General features: G+C 72.0%; 13 protein-coding genes and 1 pseudogene. 10 read left to right on the top strand and 4 right to left on the bottom strand.

Going from position 1 to position 17,164, the window contains the following annotated elements; translation table 11 throughout:
• Nucleotides 1–72 precede the first annotated feature (72 nt).
• The 3 genes from H9L22_RS20285 to H9L22_RS04270 are packed head-to-tail and all read left to right on the top strand — an operon-like array spanning nucleotide 73 to nucleotide 1,957.
• Entirely contained in the window at nucleotides 73–624 is a 552-nt protein-coding gene (locus tag H9L22_RS20285) for a M16 family metallopeptidase (protein WP_406707810.1), read from the top strand.
• Nucleotides 621–1,484, top strand: coding sequence for a M16 family metallopeptidase (locus tag H9L22_RS04275; protein WP_187721730.1), 864 nt, complete (start codon nucleotides 621–623; stop codon nucleotides 1,482–1,484). Before H9L22_RS20285 ends, H9L22_RS04275 begins: the two co-directional genes overlap by 4 nt.
• A complete protein-coding gene (locus H9L22_RS04270; protein WP_187722786.1) occupies nucleotides 1,373–1,957 on the top strand; it encodes a M16 family metallopeptidase in 585 nt (194 codons plus the stop codon). The genes H9L22_RS04275 and H9L22_RS04270 overlap by 112 nt, the downstream gene beginning before the upstream one ends.
• 3 nt (nucleotides 1,958–1,960) lie before the next feature.
• Here H9L22_RS04270 and H9L22_RS04265 read toward each other — a convergent pair.
• From H9L22_RS04265 to H9L22_RS04255, 3 genes and pseudogenes are all read right to left on the bottom strand, one after another.
• Nucleotides 1,961–4,740 (bottom strand): annotated as a pseudogene (locus tag H9L22_RS04265) (UPF0182 family membrane protein).
• 107 nt (nucleotides 4,741–4,847) lie between these two features.
• Nucleotides 4,848–5,366 (bottom strand): PPA1309 family protein, encoded by a 519-nt coding sequence (locus H9L22_RS04260; RefSeq protein ID WP_187721729.1) that lies wholly within the window; start codon nucleotides 5,364–5,366, stop codon nucleotides 4,848–4,850.
• Nucleotides 5,359–6,402: a YlbL family protein gene (locus tag H9L22_RS04255; RefSeq protein ID WP_187721728.1), complete on the bottom strand. Its 1,044-nt coding sequence runs from the start codon at nucleotides 6,400–6,402 to the stop codon at nucleotides 5,359–5,361. Before H9L22_RS04255 ends, H9L22_RS04260 begins: the two co-directional genes overlap by 8 nt.
• 109 nt (nucleotides 6,403–6,511) lie before the next feature.
• On the opposite strand from H9L22_RS04255, the gene H9L22_RS19540 reads away from it, so the two are divergent.
• The 4 genes from H9L22_RS19540 (at nucleotide 6,512) to H9L22_RS04235 (ending at nucleotide 8,880) form a co-directional block, all read left to right on the top strand.
• The gene (locus tag H9L22_RS19540) at nucleotides 6,512–7,039 is read left to right on the top strand and encodes a zinc-dependent metalloprotease (RefSeq protein WP_187721727.1); all 528 of its coding nucleotides are present in this window, start codon (nucleotides 6,512–6,514) and stop codon (nucleotides 7,037–7,039) included.
• Nucleotides 7,015–7,836, top strand: coding sequence for a zinc-dependent metalloprotease (locus H9L22_RS04245; protein WP_187721726.1), 822 nt, complete (start codon nucleotides 7,015–7,017; stop codon nucleotides 7,834–7,836). The genes H9L22_RS19540 and H9L22_RS04245 overlap by 25 nt, the downstream gene beginning before the upstream one ends.
• Before the next feature lie 212 nt (nucleotides 7,837–8,048).
• Nucleotides 8,049–8,210 (top strand): DUF5679 domain-containing protein, encoded by a 162-nt coding sequence (locus H9L22_RS04240; RefSeq protein ID WP_187721725.1) that lies wholly within the window; start codon nucleotides 8,049–8,051, stop codon nucleotides 8,208–8,210.
• 142 nt (nucleotides 8,211–8,352) lie between these two features.
• Nucleotides 8,353–8,880 (top strand): hypothetical protein, encoded by a 528-nt coding sequence (locus tag H9L22_RS04235; RefSeq protein WP_187721724.1) that lies wholly within the window; start codon nucleotides 8,353–8,355, stop codon nucleotides 8,878–8,880.
• On the opposite strand, the gene H9L22_RS20280 is transcribed toward H9L22_RS04235, so the two are convergent.
• The gene (locus H9L22_RS20280; RefSeq protein ID WP_187721723.1) at nucleotides 8,858–10,831 is read right to left on the bottom strand and encodes an ATP-dependent DNA helicase UvrD2; all 1,974 of its coding nucleotides are present in this window, start codon (nucleotides 10,829–10,831) and stop codon (nucleotides 8,858–8,860) included. The genes H9L22_RS04235 and H9L22_RS20280 overlap by 23 nt on opposite strands.
• A gap of 155 nt (nucleotides 10,832–10,986) precedes the next feature.
• On the opposite strand from H9L22_RS20280, the gene H9L22_RS18505 reads away from it, so the two are divergent.
• The 3 genes from H9L22_RS18505 to H9L22_RS04220 all read left to right on the top strand — a co-directional run bounded on the left by H9L22_RS18505 (nucleotide 10,987) and on the right by H9L22_RS04220 (nucleotide 17,143).
• A complete protein-coding gene (locus H9L22_RS18505) occupies nucleotides 10,987–11,610 on the top strand; it encodes an exodeoxyribonuclease V subunit gamma (protein ID WP_226966111.1) in 624 nt (207 codons plus the stop codon).
• A gap of 779 nt (nucleotides 11,611–12,389) precedes the next feature.
• A complete protein-coding gene (locus H9L22_RS04225; protein WP_320060610.1) occupies nucleotides 12,390–14,009 on the top strand; it encodes a hypothetical protein in 1,620 nt (539 codons plus the stop codon).
• On the top strand, nucleotides 14,009–17,143 hold the full coding sequence (locus tag H9L22_RS04220) for a UvrD-helicase domain-containing protein (protein WP_187721721.1): 3,135 nt from the start codon (nucleotides 14,009–14,011) through the stop codon (nucleotides 17,141–17,143). Before H9L22_RS04225 ends, H9L22_RS04220 begins: the two co-directional genes overlap by 1 nt.
• The last annotated feature ends 21 nt before the right edge of the window (nucleotides 17,144–17,164 follow it).

Below are 17,164 nucleotides of genomic sequence, written 5' to 3'. Positions count from 1 at the left end.
CCTGCCGTCGCATGACAAGCCCCGACGCGCCGCCATGGCGCCGACGGGCGGCCGGCCCCCGGCGTCGAGACGGTGCGCCGCGACGTTCCACACTCGCTCAGCTATCTGTCCTGGTCCACCCCGCCGGCCGGCCACCCCGACCAGCCGGCCCTCGACCTGGCACTCGCGGTCCTCTCCGACGGCCCGACGTCGCTGCTGCACCGCGCGTTGGTGCGCCACGGAGACATCGCCAACGAGGTCCACGGCGGCTCACTGACCAACCGTTCCACCGCCTCGATCGCCACGATCATCGGCCGCCCCGCCGACGGCGTCTCCAACGACCGCCTCGCCGACGCGATCCTCGCCGAGCTCGCCGACTTCCTCGACCGGGGCCCCGACGGCGACCAGCTCGCCCGCGCCGCCGCCCAGTACGAACGCGACTGGCTGTGGGAGCTGTCCACCACCAGCGGCCGCTCCGACGCCATCAACGAGGCGTGGCTGCTGCACGGCTCCCCCGGCGAGGTCAACACGCACCTGTCCCGGGTCCTGGCCCTGACGCCCGACGACGTCCGGGCCGCCGCGGCCCGCTGGCTCGACCCCGCCGCCACCTACACCCTCCACTACCTCGCGGAGTCGCCCCGATGAACCGCCCAGCCCGCCCCGCCGTCAGCACGGCCACGCCGTGGCACTTCCCCGTCCCCACCACCACGCGGCTGCCCAACGGGCTGAACGTGTGGCACTTCCCGATGCCCGGCCAGCACATCGCCACGTTCGAGCTCGTGCTCCCCGCCCCGCTCAGCGCAGAGCCCGCCGACAGGGAGGGGCTGGCGACTGTGGCCCTGCACACGATCGACGAGGGCACGACGGCACATCCCGACGGACGGATCGGCGAGCTGCTGGAGGGTCACGGCTGCACCCTGCACGGCACCGCCCGCTACCGGTACACGACCTTCGGCGGTCAGGCCCCGTCCCGCAGGCTGGGCGACGTGCTGCCTCTGTTCGCCGAGGTTCTCACCGACCCGACCTACGCCGAACGCGACCTGGCCCACCACGTCGAGGCGCAGGTGGCAGGCTTCGACTCCCTGCTCGCCTCGCCCAGGCAGGCGATGCGGCTCGCGCTGCGGCGCGCCCTCTTCGGGGAGGCGCACCGTGAGGGTCGGCCCGGGGCCGGCACGCCGGCGACGCTGGGCGCCATCACCCGCGCCGACGCGGTCGCCTGGCACGCGGCGCACTTCACCCCCGGCCACGCGAGCCTCGTCGTCGCCGGCGCCGTCGACCTCGACGACGTGCTGGCAGGGCTGGACGGCTGGTTCCCCGACTCCCCGGCCGTCGTGGCCCGGCTGCCGTGCCGCCGCAGCCCCGCCGGGTCCTCGTCGTGGATCAGCCGGGTTCTGTGCAGGCGACGGCGACGATCGCGACCCGCACCGTCACCCGCGACGATCCGCACTGGCCGGCGCTGCGTCTCGCCGGGCATTCCATCGCGGGGGCCTTCGCCAGCCGGCTGAACCTGGAGCTGCGCGAACGCCTCGGCTACACCTACGGCATCGGGGGCGGCTTCTCCCCCGGCGTCGACGAGGGACAGTTCGCGGTCAGCGGCAGCTTCCGCAGCGAGGTCGCCGGCGACGCCGTCGCCCGCCTGCTGGCGGGGCTGGCGTTGGACGAGGCGTTCACCCCGGCCGAGATCAGCGACTCGTGCGCGTTCCTGGTGGGGGTGGCCCCGCTGGCCAACGAGACCAGCGCCGACATCGTGGCGCAGGGTTCCGCCCTGGCTGCCGCCGGGCTGGGACCGGACTATCTCCCCGACCACTTCTCCCGGCTCGCCGCCGTGACGGCGGAGGAGGCGACCGATGCCTTCCGCGCGGCCGTCGCACCGGATGCGACGGCGATCGCCATCGCCGGCGACGCGGCGACGCTCCTGCCACAGTTGGCGGCACTCGGCCTCGGCGCCGAGGTCATCGACCTCAGCGCCGGGGCCTAACGGTCACTCGTCGAGCGCCTTGACCGCCTCGAGGACCTTCGCCTCCGCCGCCTTCATCTTGGCCTGGTAGTCGCCGAGATCACCGGCGACGAGGGCCTCGTCGGCGCCCTTGAACAGGGCCTCCGCCTCGTCGAGCAGCGTCCTGGCCCGTTCCTGCGCGGTGGCGTCACCGGGATCGACGGGGGTCGTCGGATCCGTCGGGTCGACGGCGCCCGGGGTCTCCCCCTCGCCCGTCTCCGCGCCGGCGTCACCCTGGAACACCTGGTCGAGTGCCGCCTGCAGCGTCTCGGCGATGCCGATGTGTTCGCCGAAGCGCACCACGATGAACCGCAGCGCCGGATAGGCGGCCGACGTGGCGCGGGTCTGCGTGTAGATCGGCTGCACGTAGAGCAGGCCGCCACCGACGGGAAGCGTCAGCAGGTTGCCGTAGATGGCGGACGCCGTGGCCCCCTCGCGGTTGAACGGCAGCAGCCGCTCGGCGACGACCGGGTTGGTCGAGATGAAGTTGTACGTCTGTCCCGGCCCGGCGATCTGCTTGCTGTCGGACAGCTTCAACACCCGCTTGCGGCCGTAGTCGTCGCTGGTGGCGTCGGCGTTGACCGACATGTACACGCTGAGGTTCTCGCGGTCCTTCGGGACGAACACCGTCGTGTTGGCGAAGTGCGCCGACTGGTCGCCCGGCCAACGGATCGTCAGGAAGTAGGGAGGCTCCTTCTTCGGGTCGGTGCCCGCGCCGTGGACCGGGTCGTTGGGCACCTGCCAGATGTCGGTCTGGTGGTACCAGGTGCTGGCGTTGGTGGTGTGGTAGCGGCCGAGGATCTCGCGCTGCGACTTGAACAGGTCCTGCGGGTAGCGCAGGTGCTCACGCAGTTCTGCCGGGATCTGGTCCTTCGGCGTGATGGTGCCGGGGAACGCCTTCGCCCAGGTCTGGAGGATCGGGTCGGTCTCGTCCCACTCGTACAGCGTGACGGTGCCGTCATAGGCGTCGACGACGGCCTTGACGGAGTTGCGCACGTAGTTGACCTGCTGGCCCATCAGGAGCCTGTCGGCCGAGGTGCGCGAGTCGGAGATCGCCTGCGTCCAGTCCTGCCGCATGGAGTTCGGGAAGCTGGCGGTCGTGGTGTAGGCGTCGAGGATCCACACGATGCGGCCGTTGACGACGCTCGGGTAGGGATCGGCGTCAACGGTCAGCCACGGGGCCACCTCATTGACGCGCTGCGTCGGGATCCGGTTGTGCAGCAGCCGGGAATCGTCGTTGACGCGGTCCGACAGCATCAGGTTCAGGTCGCCGAAGCGGATCGCGAACGCGGCCCGGCTGAAGAAGTTGCCGATCGGCACGCCTCCCTCGCCCTGGTACGTGTAGAGCGATTCCGTGCGGCCCTCGCCACCCGACGGCGTGTCGAGCTCGACGGGTTCGGAGCCCTCGGGGCCGCCGACCACCACGTAGTAGTTGGTGCGCTCGCCGAAGTAGATGCGGGGCTCGTGCTCGTCCAGCTTGCCTGTGGTGGGGATGCCGCCGGCGAAGAAGACGGGCTCGCCGTTCGCCTCACGCTGGTTGCCGTACGCGGAGACCATGCCGTAGCCGTGCGTGTAGACGGTGCGGCGGTTGTTCCACGTGTCGCCCTCCTGCACGGAGGCGAGGTCGAGCTCGCGGACGGCCACCACGGAGTCGGTGGCCTTGCCGTCGATCACGTAGCGGTCCACGTCGAGGGTCTCGGGGAAGGCGTAGTAGCCGCGGACCTGCTGCAGCTGCTCGAAGGTCTTGGCCACGACGGCGGGGTCGATGAGGCGGATGGCGGGCAGCGCCTCCGCGTCCGCCCGCAGCTGGCCGGCGCTCGCGTCGGTGGTGGCCTCGTAGTCCTCGATCTCCACGTCGGCGATGTCGTACGCGTACCGCGTCGCCTTGATGTTGTTGGCGATGTACGGGCGCTCCTTGTCGGGCTCGTCCGGCTCCACCTCGAAGCTCTGGATCGCCCAGGGGTAGACCGAGCTCAGCAGGATCGACGACACCACGAGCAGCGCGATCGAGACACCCGGCACGCTCCAGCGCACCTTCCACACGTTGAAGAAGCAGGCCAACGCACAGATGACCGCGATGGCGGTGAGGATCGCCGTGACCGGCACCCGCGTCGTCAGGTCCGTGTACCCCATGCCCGTGAAGAGCTGGTTCTGGGTCAGGTTCAGGCCGAAGCGGTCCAGCACCGTGTTGGCGGCGACGAGCAGCATGATGATGCCCAGCATCAGCGACAGGTGCCGCTGCGCACCGATGCTGGCGGGGGTGTTGCCCCGGTTGCGGATCGCCGCGGCGTTGAGCGCCCCCGTCATGAAGTGGATGGCCAACGCCGCGATCCCGCCGACGACGGCGGCGAACAGCAGGTAGCCGACGACGAAGGTCAGCCACGGCTGTGTGAACACGTAGTAGGAGGCGTCGAGCCCGAAGTACGGATCCGTGACACCGAACTCGGTGCGGTGCAGCCATGCGAGGAACGTGTCGGTGAGGCTCGCAGCGGACACACCCCCAGCACGCCGAGCACGAGGGCCGGAACGGCCATCAGGAGCGTGGAGCGGCGGTCAAGGGCGTCGCGCAGCTGCACTAGGAACTCGGAGTCCAGGTTGGCGCGGCGCACCTTCGGCCGCAGCCGGTAGGCGACGAACATGTTGAAGAACACCACGGCGAACATGACCAGCCCGAAGCCCACCATGAGCCCGATCTGTGCGCCGAGGCGCGTGGTGAACACCGTCTGGAAGTTGACGCTCCTGAACCACAGGTAGTCGGTGGCCACACGCGAGGCGATGACCGCCGCCACGGCCAGCGCGCCGAGGATCACCACCGTCCAGAGCAGCGGGCCCCTGCGGCTCGGCTCGTCGATGTCGACGTCCAGATGGTCGGTCACGATTCGTCACTCCTGAAGGTGTCGATGAGCGCCCTGGCGAGGCCGGGCACTAGGTCTTCTGCGGCGAGCAGGTCGTCCGGCTCGCTCAACAGCCGGGCCAGCCCGTGCTGCGATCCATCACGCAGGACGCCGACGACGACGCGGACATCCGCCTTCTCGGGGTGGGCGGCCACGAAGTCGGCCGCCTCCTGCGGGTCGGTAGGGATGTCGGCCTCGAACTTCGACGGCAGGAAGGCCCGCTCGAGCGCGATGGCGCAGCCCTCGACCGTCTCGGGCCAGAAGATGCCGCCCAGCCGCTCGATGACATTGTCGGTGGCGTGGAACTCGTCCTGCTCGATGGCAGTGAGGGCGTCGGGCGAGGCCTCCGGCACGCGGCCCCGCAGCTGCGGCTCCACCTCGAGCAGCGTGCCCGTGGTCACGAGCGCGAACAGGCGCGCGGGTTGGTCCCAGCCTGCCGACGAGACGTGGCGTTCCACGTCCATCAGGCAGGCGATGAGTCGAGACGTGTCAGCCACAGGTGGGTACCTCCGCGATGTTGCCCTCGTTGATGAGTTGAAGCGCCGAGATGGCGTCGTTCAGGGTGCCGACCTTGATCAGCGGAATGGCGACCTCCAGGTCGCCGACGTTGTCACAGTTACCCTCGGGCACAAGGAAATAGCTGGCGCCGTCGCGCTCCGCTCCCTTGATCTTCTGCCGGATGGCACCGATGGTGCCGACCCGGCCGGCTGCGCTGATGGTGCCGGTACCGGCGACGGTCTTGTCGCCGATGAGCTGGCCGTCCGTGACCTGATCGTAGATGCCCAGCGCGAAGATCAGGCCCGCGCTCGGCCCCGTCACGGACGGATCAACCCCGAACGTGACCGTGGGCTCGAACAGGTAGCCGGTGTCGATGGAGACGCCGATCGAGGGACGTCGCGCGTCGCTGCTGCCCGCCCGCGCGATGACGGAGACAGTCAGGCGCTGCCCGCTGCGGTCGACCTCGAAGACGATGGAGTCGCCCACCTGGTGGGTGGCGATCTGGGCGGCGACGGCGTCACGGTTCGACGTGGAGATGCCGTCGACGGCGAGGATCAGGTCGCCCGGCTGCAACACGTTGACGCTGGGGCCCGACAGGAGCACCGACGAGATCCGCGGCCACTCCTCGACAGGCACGCCGGCCGCCCGCAGCGCCGCGACGGTGGCGTTGTTGCGTGAGGTGTCCATCATCGCGACGGCCTCGTTCTGCACCTGGTCGGACGTCTTTCCCGCCGGGTAGATGACCTCACGGGGCATGGCGTCGTAGTCGGCGCCGAGGTAGACGAAGATCGCCTCCGGCAGGCTCAGCGTGGCGTCCACGCGGGTGGTGGACACCGTCGTCATCAGCAACCGGCCCGTAGTCGGGAACGTCGGCACGCCGGAGACCTCGATGGCGCCGCGGTCGTCGCGCTGCTCGAGCACGTCGATGGTCTGCCCCGGCCGCCACGCGACGTAGGGAACCGGGATCAGCACGAGCAGGACGGCGAGAACCGCGAACATCAGAGAGGAGACGACAGCGACAGCGTTACGCGACACCTCGTGCTCCCTTCTCCGCCCGCCTGCGCGCCCAGACTAGCAACCAGCGAAAAGCTCGTCGCGCGGCGCTTGCCCCATGGGGAAGAATGGGGCGCATAGGAGGAAGCCGATGTCGAGCAACAACCCGTTTGGTCCCTTCGACTTCGAGCAGCTGAAGAAGATGCTCGAACAGTTGGGACTCGGCGACGCCAGCCAGCTCAACCTTGAGGATCTGCTCGCGCAGGTCAGCCGGATGGGGCAGGCCGGTGGTGGCGCCATGTTCGGCATGACGAACGCCGACCGGGACCCGGACGCGGCCTGGCGCACGACGCTCGCCGCCGCCAGGCAGATCGCGGCCGAGGCGGGCGGCGACCCCGAGCTGACGCCCCCGGAGAGGGCCGCGGTCGTCGATACCGAGCGTCTGGCGCAGTCCTGGCTGTCCGCCGTCACCTCCTTCCAGGAGACCGGCCGCCCGGCCCGCGCCATCACCCGTGGGGCGTGGCTCGAGGAGACCGGCGACGGCTGGCGTGCCGTCGTCGAGCCGATCATCAACGGCATCGCCGAGGCCCTCCAGCGCGGTGCCGCCGCAGGCGCGACCGAGGAGACCGATCCGCTGACCCAGATGCTGGCCCCATGCTGCGCAGCTCCGCCTCGCTGATCTACCGCGACCGCCTCAAGCGCGAACTGGGTCGCGTCGCCGGCGATGTGCTGACCGGCACCGAGATCGGCTTCAACCTTCTCGGCAGCTCCGACGTCGTCATGATCCCCAGCAACGTCGCCGCCTTCACCCGCGACCTCGACGCCTCCGACAACGATGTGGTGCTGTACCTGCTGGTCCGGGAGGCGGCCAGGCAGCGGCTGTTCCACAACGTCGGCTGGCTCGCCCCGCAGCTGAGCGCGCTGCTCGGCCACTTCGCGCGCGAGATCACCATCGATTTCGACGCCCTCAGCGAGAACTTCCGGCCGGAGAACCTCACCGAGCTGTCGCTGGAGGACGTCATCGCCGTGGGTGAGTCGGTCCGTGGCTCCTTCTTCCAGCCCGCCAGCACCGACACGCAGGTCGAGATCCTCGAGCGCCTCGAGGTGCTGTTGGCGCTGGTCGAGGGCTGGGTCTCGCACGTCTCCAGCCGTGCGACCGCTCCCTGGATGCCGAACGCGCCCCAGCTCGACGAGGTGATCCACCGCCGCCGCGCGTCCGCCTCTCCCGTCACCTCGGTGTTCAAGGAGTTGTTGGGCCTCGACCTCCATCCGCGCCTGCTGCGGGACGCGAAGAACCTGTGGGCCGCCGTCGAGCACCACCGGGGCCCGGAGGGGCGCGACGCCGTGTGGGGTCACCCGGACCTGCTGCCGGTACGCACCGACCTGGCCGACCCCCTCGCCTTCGCCGCGCAGGGCCACGAGGAGGCCCGTGAGGACGACCTCGACGCCGAACTGCGCAAGCTCCTCGGCAACTGAGTCTGCGCGGATCCTGCCCGGGCGCTTGACGCGGCGGGCGCTCGACCGCTTAACTTTGCGGAGAGTCCCGGGGGCTCAGTTCGCAGGGGAAGGCGGATGGAGCGCCCGGGACTCCTCTGCGTTCCGGCGTTGGTTTGGCACCTGTCATCCCTCGCCCCGCTACAGTTGATCGGGTTGCTGGACCTTTCAGCGCCCCACTACAAGGAGGAAATATGGCTACGGAGACCTGGGAAGGCTCTTTCTACTGCGTCAAGTGCAAGGAGAAGCGCGACGCCAAGGGTGAGGTTGTGGTGAACGCCAAGGGCACCAAGATGGCCAAGGGCGTCTGCCCCGTGTGCGGCACCAACCTGAACCGCATCCTCGGCAAGGCCTGAGCCGGACCCCTTTTCCGGACCTGAGGGGCGGCGAGTCCATGTGACTCGCCGCCCCTCAGTCGTTGTTGTCGGTCGGCGCGACGGTGTTGTCGCGGAACCTGCACCCGTGGCCGTCCGCCGTTGACCGGTGCACCCTGGGGCGATGTATCCGGCGCCGGTCACCGTCATCTCCCCCTCCCCGCACGGCGGGCCCGTGTTGGCGGCCATGCTGCGCGTCGGGATCCCCGCCGCACCGCTGCCCCTGGCCGCTGCGAGACGCTCCCCCGCCGGTTGGCTCGACTCCGATCTGGTGGTCTGCGTCTGGGAGCCCGGCGCGGAACCTGCGGTGGAGGGCGAGCTGTTCGGGCAGGCCACCGGGGCGCTCCACGTCGCCTGGGACGTCGACCTGGCCATCGTCGGGCCCCATGTCGTGGCCGGCCTGGGGCCCTGCCCACAGTGTCTGGCCGCGACGGCCCCCGTGCTCGGCGACCCGGCCGGCGCACTGCCGGGCGCCTGGGCGGCAGCCTCGGCCGCGCTGCAGGTGGCGGGAATCCTCGCGGTGGGCGCCTCCGACCTGGTCGGGGCCAGCTGGTTGTGGCGGCTACGCCGTCCCGGGCTGGCTGTGGTCGAGCATCGGGCGCGGCGGGACTGCCCCGTTCCCGGCTGCGTCAGCCACGGTGGCTGCGGATGACCTCCAGGGCGCCCAGCCCGTACTTCGTCACCTTCGAGCGCCCGATGCCCGGGAGCTGCAGGAGGCCCGCCTCGTCCGTCGGCTCCGCCTCGGCGATCGCGAGCAGCGTCGCGTCGGTGAACACGACGAAAGCGGGCACCTTCGCGTCGTCGGCGACCTGCTTGCGCCAGCGCCGTAGCTCCTCGAAGAGCTCCTCGTCGTAGTCGACCTCGCAGTCCTCGTGACGGCTGAGTTTCCGCTCGGCCGCGGTGTGCAGCTGGTTGCCGCACACCCGGCAGGTCCGCGACCGTGCCGACGTGGTGCGCTGGGGGCGGGGGGCCGCGACGCCGGCGGGCACCTGGTCGGCGATGAACCGCGACCTGGCGGCGGCGCCCCGGGAGGCGGCCCAGCTGATCCGCAGATCGCTGCGGGCCCGGGTGAAGCCGACGTAGAGCAGCCGCCGCTCCTCTGACAGGGCAGGCTCCTCCTGGCTCATCGCGAAGGGGATCAGCCCCTCCCGCACGCCCACGATCGCGACGCCGTCCCATTCGAGCCCCTTGGCGGCGTGGAGCGTCGAGAGGGTCACCGCGGCGGCCACCGGGGCGGCCTGCCAGGAGGCGCGTTCCCGCAGCCAGCCGTCGACGTCGCCGGCGGTCCAGCCCTCGTGGCCGGCCACCGCCTCCACCACCATCGTGCGCAGCGCGGTCATCGACTCCCACCGCTCGCGTTGCCTTCCCTGGCCGGACGGCGGTTCCGGCTTCCAGCCGAGCCGCTGCAGGACGGCGTCGAGCAGCGACTCGGCCGCACCCTCCGGTTCGGCGGCGGCGGCCCTGCCGAACTCGCCCATCGCCTGTCGCACCTCGGCACGGTCGTAGAAGCGCTCCGTGCCCCGCACCGTGTACGGGATGCCCGCATCGCTGAGCGCCGCCTCCAGCACGGGGGCCTGCGCGTTGATGCGGTAGAGAACGGCGAGCTCCGACCAGCGGGTTCCGGCTGCATGCCTTCCCGCCAGCCAGGCCACGACGGCGGCGGCCTCCTGCTTCTCGTCGGACGCGGCAGAGAAGGTGGGTGCGGGCCCGGACGGACGGGTGGGCTGCAGCGCCCCCGGGGCTCCTGGTCGGAGTTGCAGGACCCTGTTGGCCGCCGTCAGCACCTCGGGTGTGGAGCGGTAGTTGCGGGTGAGGCGGACCACCTGGGCGCGCTCGTGCTCGGCGGCGAAGCCGGTCAGGTACTGAGGGTCGGCGCCGGCGAACGAGTGGATCGCCTGGAACCGGTCCCCGACGACGCAGACATCGTCGCGCCCGTCCACCCACAGGCTGATCAGCCGGTGCTGCAGCGCCGAGGTGTCCTGGTACTCGTCGACCACGAAGTGCCGGTAGGTGCTGCGGATGGTGGCCGCGACCTCCTCGTGCTGGTCGAGCAGCACGGCGGTGCACATCAGGATGTCGTTGAAGTCGACCGAGCCGTCGGCCAGCTTGAGCTTCTCGTACTGCGCCATGACGGCGGCCACCTGTGCCGGGGCGGCCCCGCCGACCGAGCGCCCCGCGGCGACCTCGGCGTAGCGGGCGGGCGTCACGTTGCTGGTCTTCGCCCAGCCGATCTCGGAGTCGAGGTCGCGCACCAGCGCCACGTCGGAGGATCCCAACACGTGGTGGGCCGCCCGCGCCACCAGCTGGAACGTGTTCTCCGCGATCCGCGGGAACTGCACCCCGTAGGCCTGCGGCCAGAAGTACTGGCACTGCCGCAGCGCTGCGGAGTGGATCGTGCGTGCCTGCGCCTGCCGCACGCCCAGGCCCGCCAGCCGTGCCCGCATCTCCCCCGCCGCCCTGGTGGTGAACGTGATGGCCAGCGTGGCTGCCGGGTCGTAGCGCCCCTCCCGCACCGCGTTCGCCACCCGGTGCGTGATCGCCCGCGTCTTGCCGGTGCCGGCTCCGGCCAGCACCACGACGGGAGCGTCGAGCAGCGTCGCCACGCGCCGCTGCTCGGGATCGAGGGGTCGAGGATGGGATCTGTCACCCGCCCATCTTCGCCCCCTGCACCGACAAGTCGCGAACCGACGTGTGCCCGCCGCTCCTGTCGGAGGCGCCCACTAGGGTTGGGCCGAGACGATCGGGAGGGGGCGCGACGATGGCGCTGAGCGTGGTGACGGGGCACCGGTGGACGACGCTCCTCGACGAACTGGCGGTCCTGCTCCGCGAGAGTTCGTCCGACCCGTTCGCCTGGTCGCGGGTCGTCGTCTCCTCCGCCGCGACGGGCCGCATCGTCGGGCAGGAGGTGGCCGCCCGGCTCGGCATCTCCGCCGGCATCGCCTACCCCACCCCGCGGGCGCTGATGGCGGAGCTCGCCGAGAGCGCAGGGGTGGCCCGCGACCGCTCCCGGTGGCTCGGCACCCCGCTCGAGCTCGCCACCTGGGAGGCCGTCACAGCTCTGTCCGCCGCGCACCCCGTCCTGGCACGCGCCGTCGCCCCGGGCCTGCCCCGCCCCGGCGGTCGGCGGGCGCTCGCGAGTCGTCTGGCGTCGCTGCAACGCTGGTACGTGGACGTCGCCCCGAGCTCGTGGCGGCCTGGCTGGACGGCGGGGAGACCACCCTCGACGGCGCGGCGCTGCCGGAGCACCTCGCCTGGCAGCCGGCCCTGGTGCGGGCGACGACCGACCTGCTCGAGGTGGATCCGTTGGCCACCCTCGACGCCATCGCGGCCGCCGCGCGCGAAGACACGGTGCCCACCGTCATCCTCGCCGTCGACGAGCTGACGGCGCCGCAGCTCCGGGTGATCGGCGCCCTGGCGGAGGTGGGCGAACCCGTCGCGCTCCAGCCGGTCGGCAGCCGCGGTGAGGCGTGGGCCACCGCCCTCGCCGCCTCCACCCGCACGCTGCCCGACTCCCCCGCTCCCCGGCCCGAGGTCTCGCTCCACGACTCACACGGCCCGGCCCGCCAGGTGGAGGTCCTGCGGGAGGAACTCACCCGCGCCTTCGAGGCCGACCCGACGCTGGAGCCGCGGCAGGTGGCGATCGTGTGCCCCCGCCCCGAACGCTACGCCGAGCTGCTCGACGCGGCCTTCCTGCCGACGGCAGCCGGCAGCCATCCCGGCAGGGAGTTGCGGGTGCAGCAGGTGGGAGGTCAGGTGCGCAACCCGCTGGTCGCCACCGTCGCCGACCTGCTCCGGCTCGGCACACTGCGCGCGACGGCGTCCGCGCTGGTGGAGCTGCTCCTGGCCCCTGCCATCGCCCACCGCTGGCGACTGGACGACAGGCAGCTGCTGGTGGAGCTCGTCTCGGCCGCCGGCGTCCACTGGGGGCTCGACGAGACGCACCGGGCGTCCTTCCAGCTGCCCGGCCTCACGCAGAACACCTGGCTGCGGGGCCTCGACCGGCTGCTGGTCGGCCTCACCGTCAGCGCCGGACACGAGGGTGACCTCGGCATCAGCGGCTCCGACCAGGTCGCCTCCTCCGACCTCACCACCGTCGGTTCGCTCTGCGAGATCCTCTCCCGGCTCCGGCGCCACGTCGCCGAGACCGCGACGTCGGAGACCATGGTCGGCTGGGTGCGCCGCACGCGCACCCTTCTCGATGAGCTGGTGGGGCTCCCCCGCGACGACGACTGGCAGCGCCTCCACATCCTGGCGGTGCTGGCCCGCTTCGAGACCGACCATGCCGGCTCCACCACGCTGCTGAGCCGGCACGAGTTCGCCGCACTGCTCACGTCGGGCGCCCGGGACACCCGGGCCCGCGTCGCGGCCGGCAACGGCTCCCTGCTGGTCGCCCCGCTGGGCGAGCTCAGCCACGTCGGCCTCCGGCTGGTCGCGCTGCTCGGCGTCACCGACGACGTCGTCCCCGGATCGTCCGCCGCGGTCCCTGACGCCGTCGACGTCGGCGACTGCGCCCCCGACCCGCGGGAGCGCCGCCTGTCGCAGCTGCTCGACAGGGCGCGCACGGCCGAGAAGGTCGTGATCGTCCGGCAATGGTTCTCCGAGCGCACCAACGACGAGGTGCCGCCACCGTCGGCGATCACCTGGCTCCTAGACCAACTGGGCACCGCGCCGTCCCCGGTGCCCCATCCCCCGACGGCCACGTCCGAGGCCAACTTCCGGGTTCCGGAGCCCCAGGAGACCGCCCACCCCGGCTTCGACGTCGCCGCCCTGCGCGGCGCTCTCGCCCGCCGATCCGCCGTGCGGTCAGCCTCGGACCGCACCCACCGTCGCCGCCAGGCCAGGCGCCGTCCGCTGCCGGGCCCCTCGAGCCAGCAGGTGAGCGTCGCGCAGCTCGCGGGTTTCCTGCGTGACCCGGCCGCGGCGTTCCTCCGCTCCTGCGTCGGCATCACGCAGTACGACGACCCCGCGGTGACGGACACCATGCCGCTGCTCCTCCGCGGGCTCGAGGGCTGGGCCGTGAAGTCGGCTCTCCTGGAGGCCCTGAAGCGCGATCTCCCCGTCGACGACGTCGAGCGTCGCCTCCGCGAGAGCGAGACCCTCCCACCGCAGCTGATCGGAAAGGCCGCCTTCGACGCCGCCCGTGGCGACGTCGAGATGCTGTGGGGGGCGGCACGCGGGCACTGGCAGCGCGACGTCACCGACCACACTGTCGACCTCACGTTCGATCTCGGGCCGCTCGGCGCCGTCCGCCTCGTCGACGGGGTGCGCTGCCGGGGTGGGCAGGTGGTCGCGCTCACGCCGTCCAAGGGCGACGACAAGCTGATCGAGCCCTGGATCGGGGCCCTCGCGCTCACCGCCGCCGGCCTGCCGACGGAGGCCCTGCTCCACCGCTTCGTCTGGAGTTACGGCGCCGACATCACGGATCAGCGGCTGGTGCCCGCCCTCACCCAGGAGGCGGCGCTGACCCAGCTCGGCCACCTCGCGAGGGCCTGGGCCGTCGGCTACCACCGGCTGCTCCCCGTGCCCGTCGACGCCGCCCTCCGCTTCGTCGCCGACGCCACGCGGGGGCGCCTGGATCAGGCGCAGTGGCGGGGCGTCCCGGGATTCCGGCACCAGAAGTGGAAGGAGCCGGGCCGCGCCTGGCCCCTCTTCTACGACCAGGAGGTCCGTGACCTGTTCGACGACGAACTGGTCGACACGGATCCCGACGGGACCGGCCAGCCTCACCCCTTCGGCGCCTGGGCGGTCACCCTCTACACCCCGCTGGGAGGTGTGCTCTGATGCACACGTTCGACCTGACCGGCCCACTGCCTGCCACCACCACGCTGCTCGAGGCCAGCGCAGGCACGGGCAAGACGTTCGCCATCGCTGCGATGGCCACCCGGTTCCTCGCCGAGCGTCCCGACCTGGACGTGACGCAACTGCTCATGATCACGTTCGGCAGGCACGCGGCCGGCGAGCTCCGCGACCGGGTCTTCTCCCGGCTGAAGGAGACGCTGGCGTACCTCGACGCCCGCGCCGCCGGCCTCCCGCCGGCGAAGCAGACCGACGATGTGTCCGAGTTCCTGGCGGCCACCGATCTGGAGGAGCGGCGCGCCAGGCTCGCCGCGGCCGTGGAGCGGTTCAACGAGGCCACCATCGTCACCACGCACGCCTTCTGCGCGTCCATGCTGAGGGAGCTCGGCGTGCTGGGCGACTGGGATCCGGACGAGGGCGTCGGCCCCGACGACCGCGACCTGGCCCGCCAGTGCGCCACCGACGTCTACCTGCGGCTGTACCGCGACACCGAGAAGCCCCCGCTGGAGGCGAAGGTGGCCCTCGAGGTCGGCGAGGCCGCCTGCCTCACGTCGCTCCCGCTGCTCCCGGCGGACGGGCCCCGGCACGACTTCGCCGCCCTCACGCGTGAGCTGTACGCCGAGCGGAAGGCCGTCCTGGGCATCTGCTCCTTCGACGACGTGGTGCACAGGCTCCGCGACCTGCTGGGCGACCCCGCCGTCGGCCCGCTGGTCCGCGACCGCCTCCGCGAACGCTTCCCCGTGGTCCTCGTCGACGAGTTCCAGGACACCGACCCGCCGCAGTGGGAGGTTCTCGACGCCGCCTTCGTGGCCCCGGACCGGCCCACAGTGCTGATCGGCGACCCCAAACAGTCGATCTACGGCTTCCGGGGTGCCGACCTGGGCAGCTACCTGCGGGCCCGCGACATCGCCGAGGTGCACACCCTCGGTACGAACTTCCGGTCCGACAAACCCCTGGTCGACGCCGTCGTACACCTGTTCCGCGGGGCGGAGCTGGGCGCGGCCGACGTCACGGTCGATCCCGTCGAGTCGGACAACCCGGCCAGCCTGCTCGAGGCCCCGGGCACGGCCCGCCTCTGGCTGCGCCGCGGCGCCGCGACCGGGCCGGGGGCCGTCCCGGTCGAGGCCATCGACCACGACCTGGTGCGCATGGCCCGCTCCCTGTGTGAGAAGAGCCGGATCGATGAGAAGGGCAAGGGCCCGCGGCCCGTCGCGCCGGGCGACATCGCCGTCCTCGTCCGCACCGGGGCCCGCGCCAGGGCCGTCAGGCAGGCGCTGTCGGACGCCGGGCTCCCCGTGATCCTCACCGGCAACCAGTCGGTGTGGAAGCAGGAGGCCGCCGACGACTGGCGCATGCTGCTGCGCGCCATGGGTGACCCGACGCAGGCCAACATCCGTCTCGCGGCCCTCACCCCCCTCATCGGCTCCGACCTCGACCGGCTGCTGGCCGACCAGGCCGAGCCTGCCCGGGTCAGCGGACTGGTCCGCGAGGCCAACCTGCTCTTCGTCGACGAGGGCATCTCCGCGGTCGTCACGCTGCTGCGGGCCCGCGCCGACCTCGACGCCCGGCTCCTCGCCGATGCCGAGGGCCCCCGCCGCCTCACCGACCTGCTCCACGTCGCCGAGCTGCTGGCCGCCAGCGGCATCCGCACCGTGCCGGGGCTGCTGGCCCTCACCGCCCGCTACAGCGAGGACGAGGAGGACGCCGACGCCATCCGTGTCGCCACAGACGAGAGCGGCATCCGCGTCATGACGCTGCACGCGGCCAAGGGACTCCAGTTCCCCATCGTCCTGCTCCCGGACACCGACGGCGCGGCTCCCCAGCTCAACAAGCCCTTCCCCCTGGTCCACGACGGCACCCGCCATCTCTGGGTCGGGCCGCGCCCCGGCAAGGGTGAGGACCTCATGCTCGCCGCGGACCGGCAGGCTCTCGAGGAGGAGCTGCGCCTCCTCTACGTGGGTCTCACGCGCGCGGCGCACCTGGCGATCGCCTGGCACCTCTACCGCTCCGGCACCAAGGGCGACGCCTCTCCGCTGACGGTGCTCCTCAAGCTCCAGGGCGCCCGCAGGAGCGGCGGCGGCGGCCTGTCCGGCCCGATGATCGCCCCGGGGCTCATCTACGACTCGGCCCTCATCCCGGAGAAGCCCGAACCCGCCGCTTTCACCGTCCCCCGCGACCTGCCCGCCCTGACGACGACCCCGTGGACCCGGCGGATCGACCACACGTGGCGACGCACGTCCTACTCGGGGCTGACCCGCGGCCTCCACGAGTCGGCCGTGCCCGTCCTCCAGGACGAGGACGACGAACTCGACATCACCGCGGCCGCCCCGTCGGATCCCGCACTCGAGCGGCCCTCCCCCATGGCCGATCTTCCCGCCGGCGCCGCGTTCGGCACCCTGGTGCACGAGGCGTTCGAGCGGCTGGACTGGGCGCCGGAGGCGCTGGCAGGGTCGGCCGCCGAACTCATGGCGGAGCTCGGGCCCCGCGACGGCCTCGACCGTCCCGCGGCCGAGGCGCTGGCCGCCGCGCTCGAGCTGGCCTGCCGCACCCCGCTGCTGCCGGTCACGGACCTGAGCCTCAGCGACCTGCCCACCTCGGCCCGGCTCCCCGAACTCGACTTCGACCTGCCGCTGGCCGACCGTGGCGCCCCCGCGACCCTGGACGCGCTGGCCGACCTGATGGCCGCCCACCTCGACCCCGCCGACCCGCTGAGCGCCTACCCGGCCCGGCTGGCCGGCTCCGAGGCGGCCACCGAGAGCCTGAACGGGTTCCTCACGGGCTCCATCGACGCCGTGCTGCGCCTCCCGAACGGCTCCTTCGTCGTCGTCGACTACAAGACCAACCGGCTGAGTCCCACGGCGGCCGACCCGCTGCTACTGGCCCACTACACGCCGGCGGCCATGGCGGAGGCCATGATGCAGGCCCACTACCCCCTGCAGGCGATGCTCTACTGCGTCGCCCTGCACCGTTTCCTCACGCTCCGGTTGCCGGGCTACGACCCCGCGCGCCACCTGGGCGGCGTCGGCTACCTGTTCGTGCGGGGCATGGCCGGGCCGGACACCCCGTCGTCGACGGCACGAGCTGCGGCGTCATGGGCTGGTTCCCGCCGCCCGCGCTGACGGTGGCCGCCTCGGACCTGC

Origin of the sequence: Tessaracoccus defluvii, assembly GCF_014489575.1 — a bacterium.
GTDB lineage: Bacteria > Actinomycetota > Actinomycetes > Propionibacteriales > Propionibacteriaceae > Arachnia > Arachnia defluvii.
This window is presented reverse-complemented; position numbering and strand designations above follow the sequence as displayed.

Excerpts from the sequence above, each read along its gene's own strand:
- H9L22_RS04275 (WP_187721730.1), top strand. The coding sequence starts at position 621 with ATGAACCGCCCAGCCCGCCCCGCCGTCAGCACGGCCACGCCGTGGCAC.
- H9L22_RS19540 (WP_187721727.1), top strand. The coding sequence starts at position 6,512 with ATGTCGAGCAACAACCCGTTTGGTCCCTTCGACTTCGAGCAGCTGAAG.
- H9L22_RS04245 (WP_187721726.1), top strand. The coding sequence starts at position 7,015 with ATGCTGCGCAGCTCCGCCTCGCTGATCTACCGCGACCGCCTCAAGCGC.
- H9L22_RS04240 (WP_187721725.1), top strand. The coding sequence starts at position 8,049 with ATGGCTACGGAGACCTGGGAAGGCTCTTTCTACTGCGTCAAGTGCAAG.
- H9L22_RS04235 (WP_187721724.1), top strand. The coding sequence starts at position 8,353 with ATGTATCCGGCGCCGGTCACCGTCATCTCCCCCTCCCCGCACGGCGGG.
- H9L22_RS18505 (WP_226966111.1), top strand. The coding sequence starts at position 10,987 with ATGGCGCTGAGCGTGGTGACGGGGCACCGGTGGACGACGCTCCTCGAC.
- H9L22_RS04225 (WP_320060610.1), top strand. The coding sequence starts at position 12,390 with ATGGTCGGCTGGGTGCGCCGCACGCGCACCCTTCTCGATGAGCTGGTG.
- H9L22_RS04220 (WP_187721721.1), top strand. The coding sequence starts at position 14,009 with ATGCACACGTTCGACCTGACCGGCCCACTGCCTGCCACCACCACGCTG.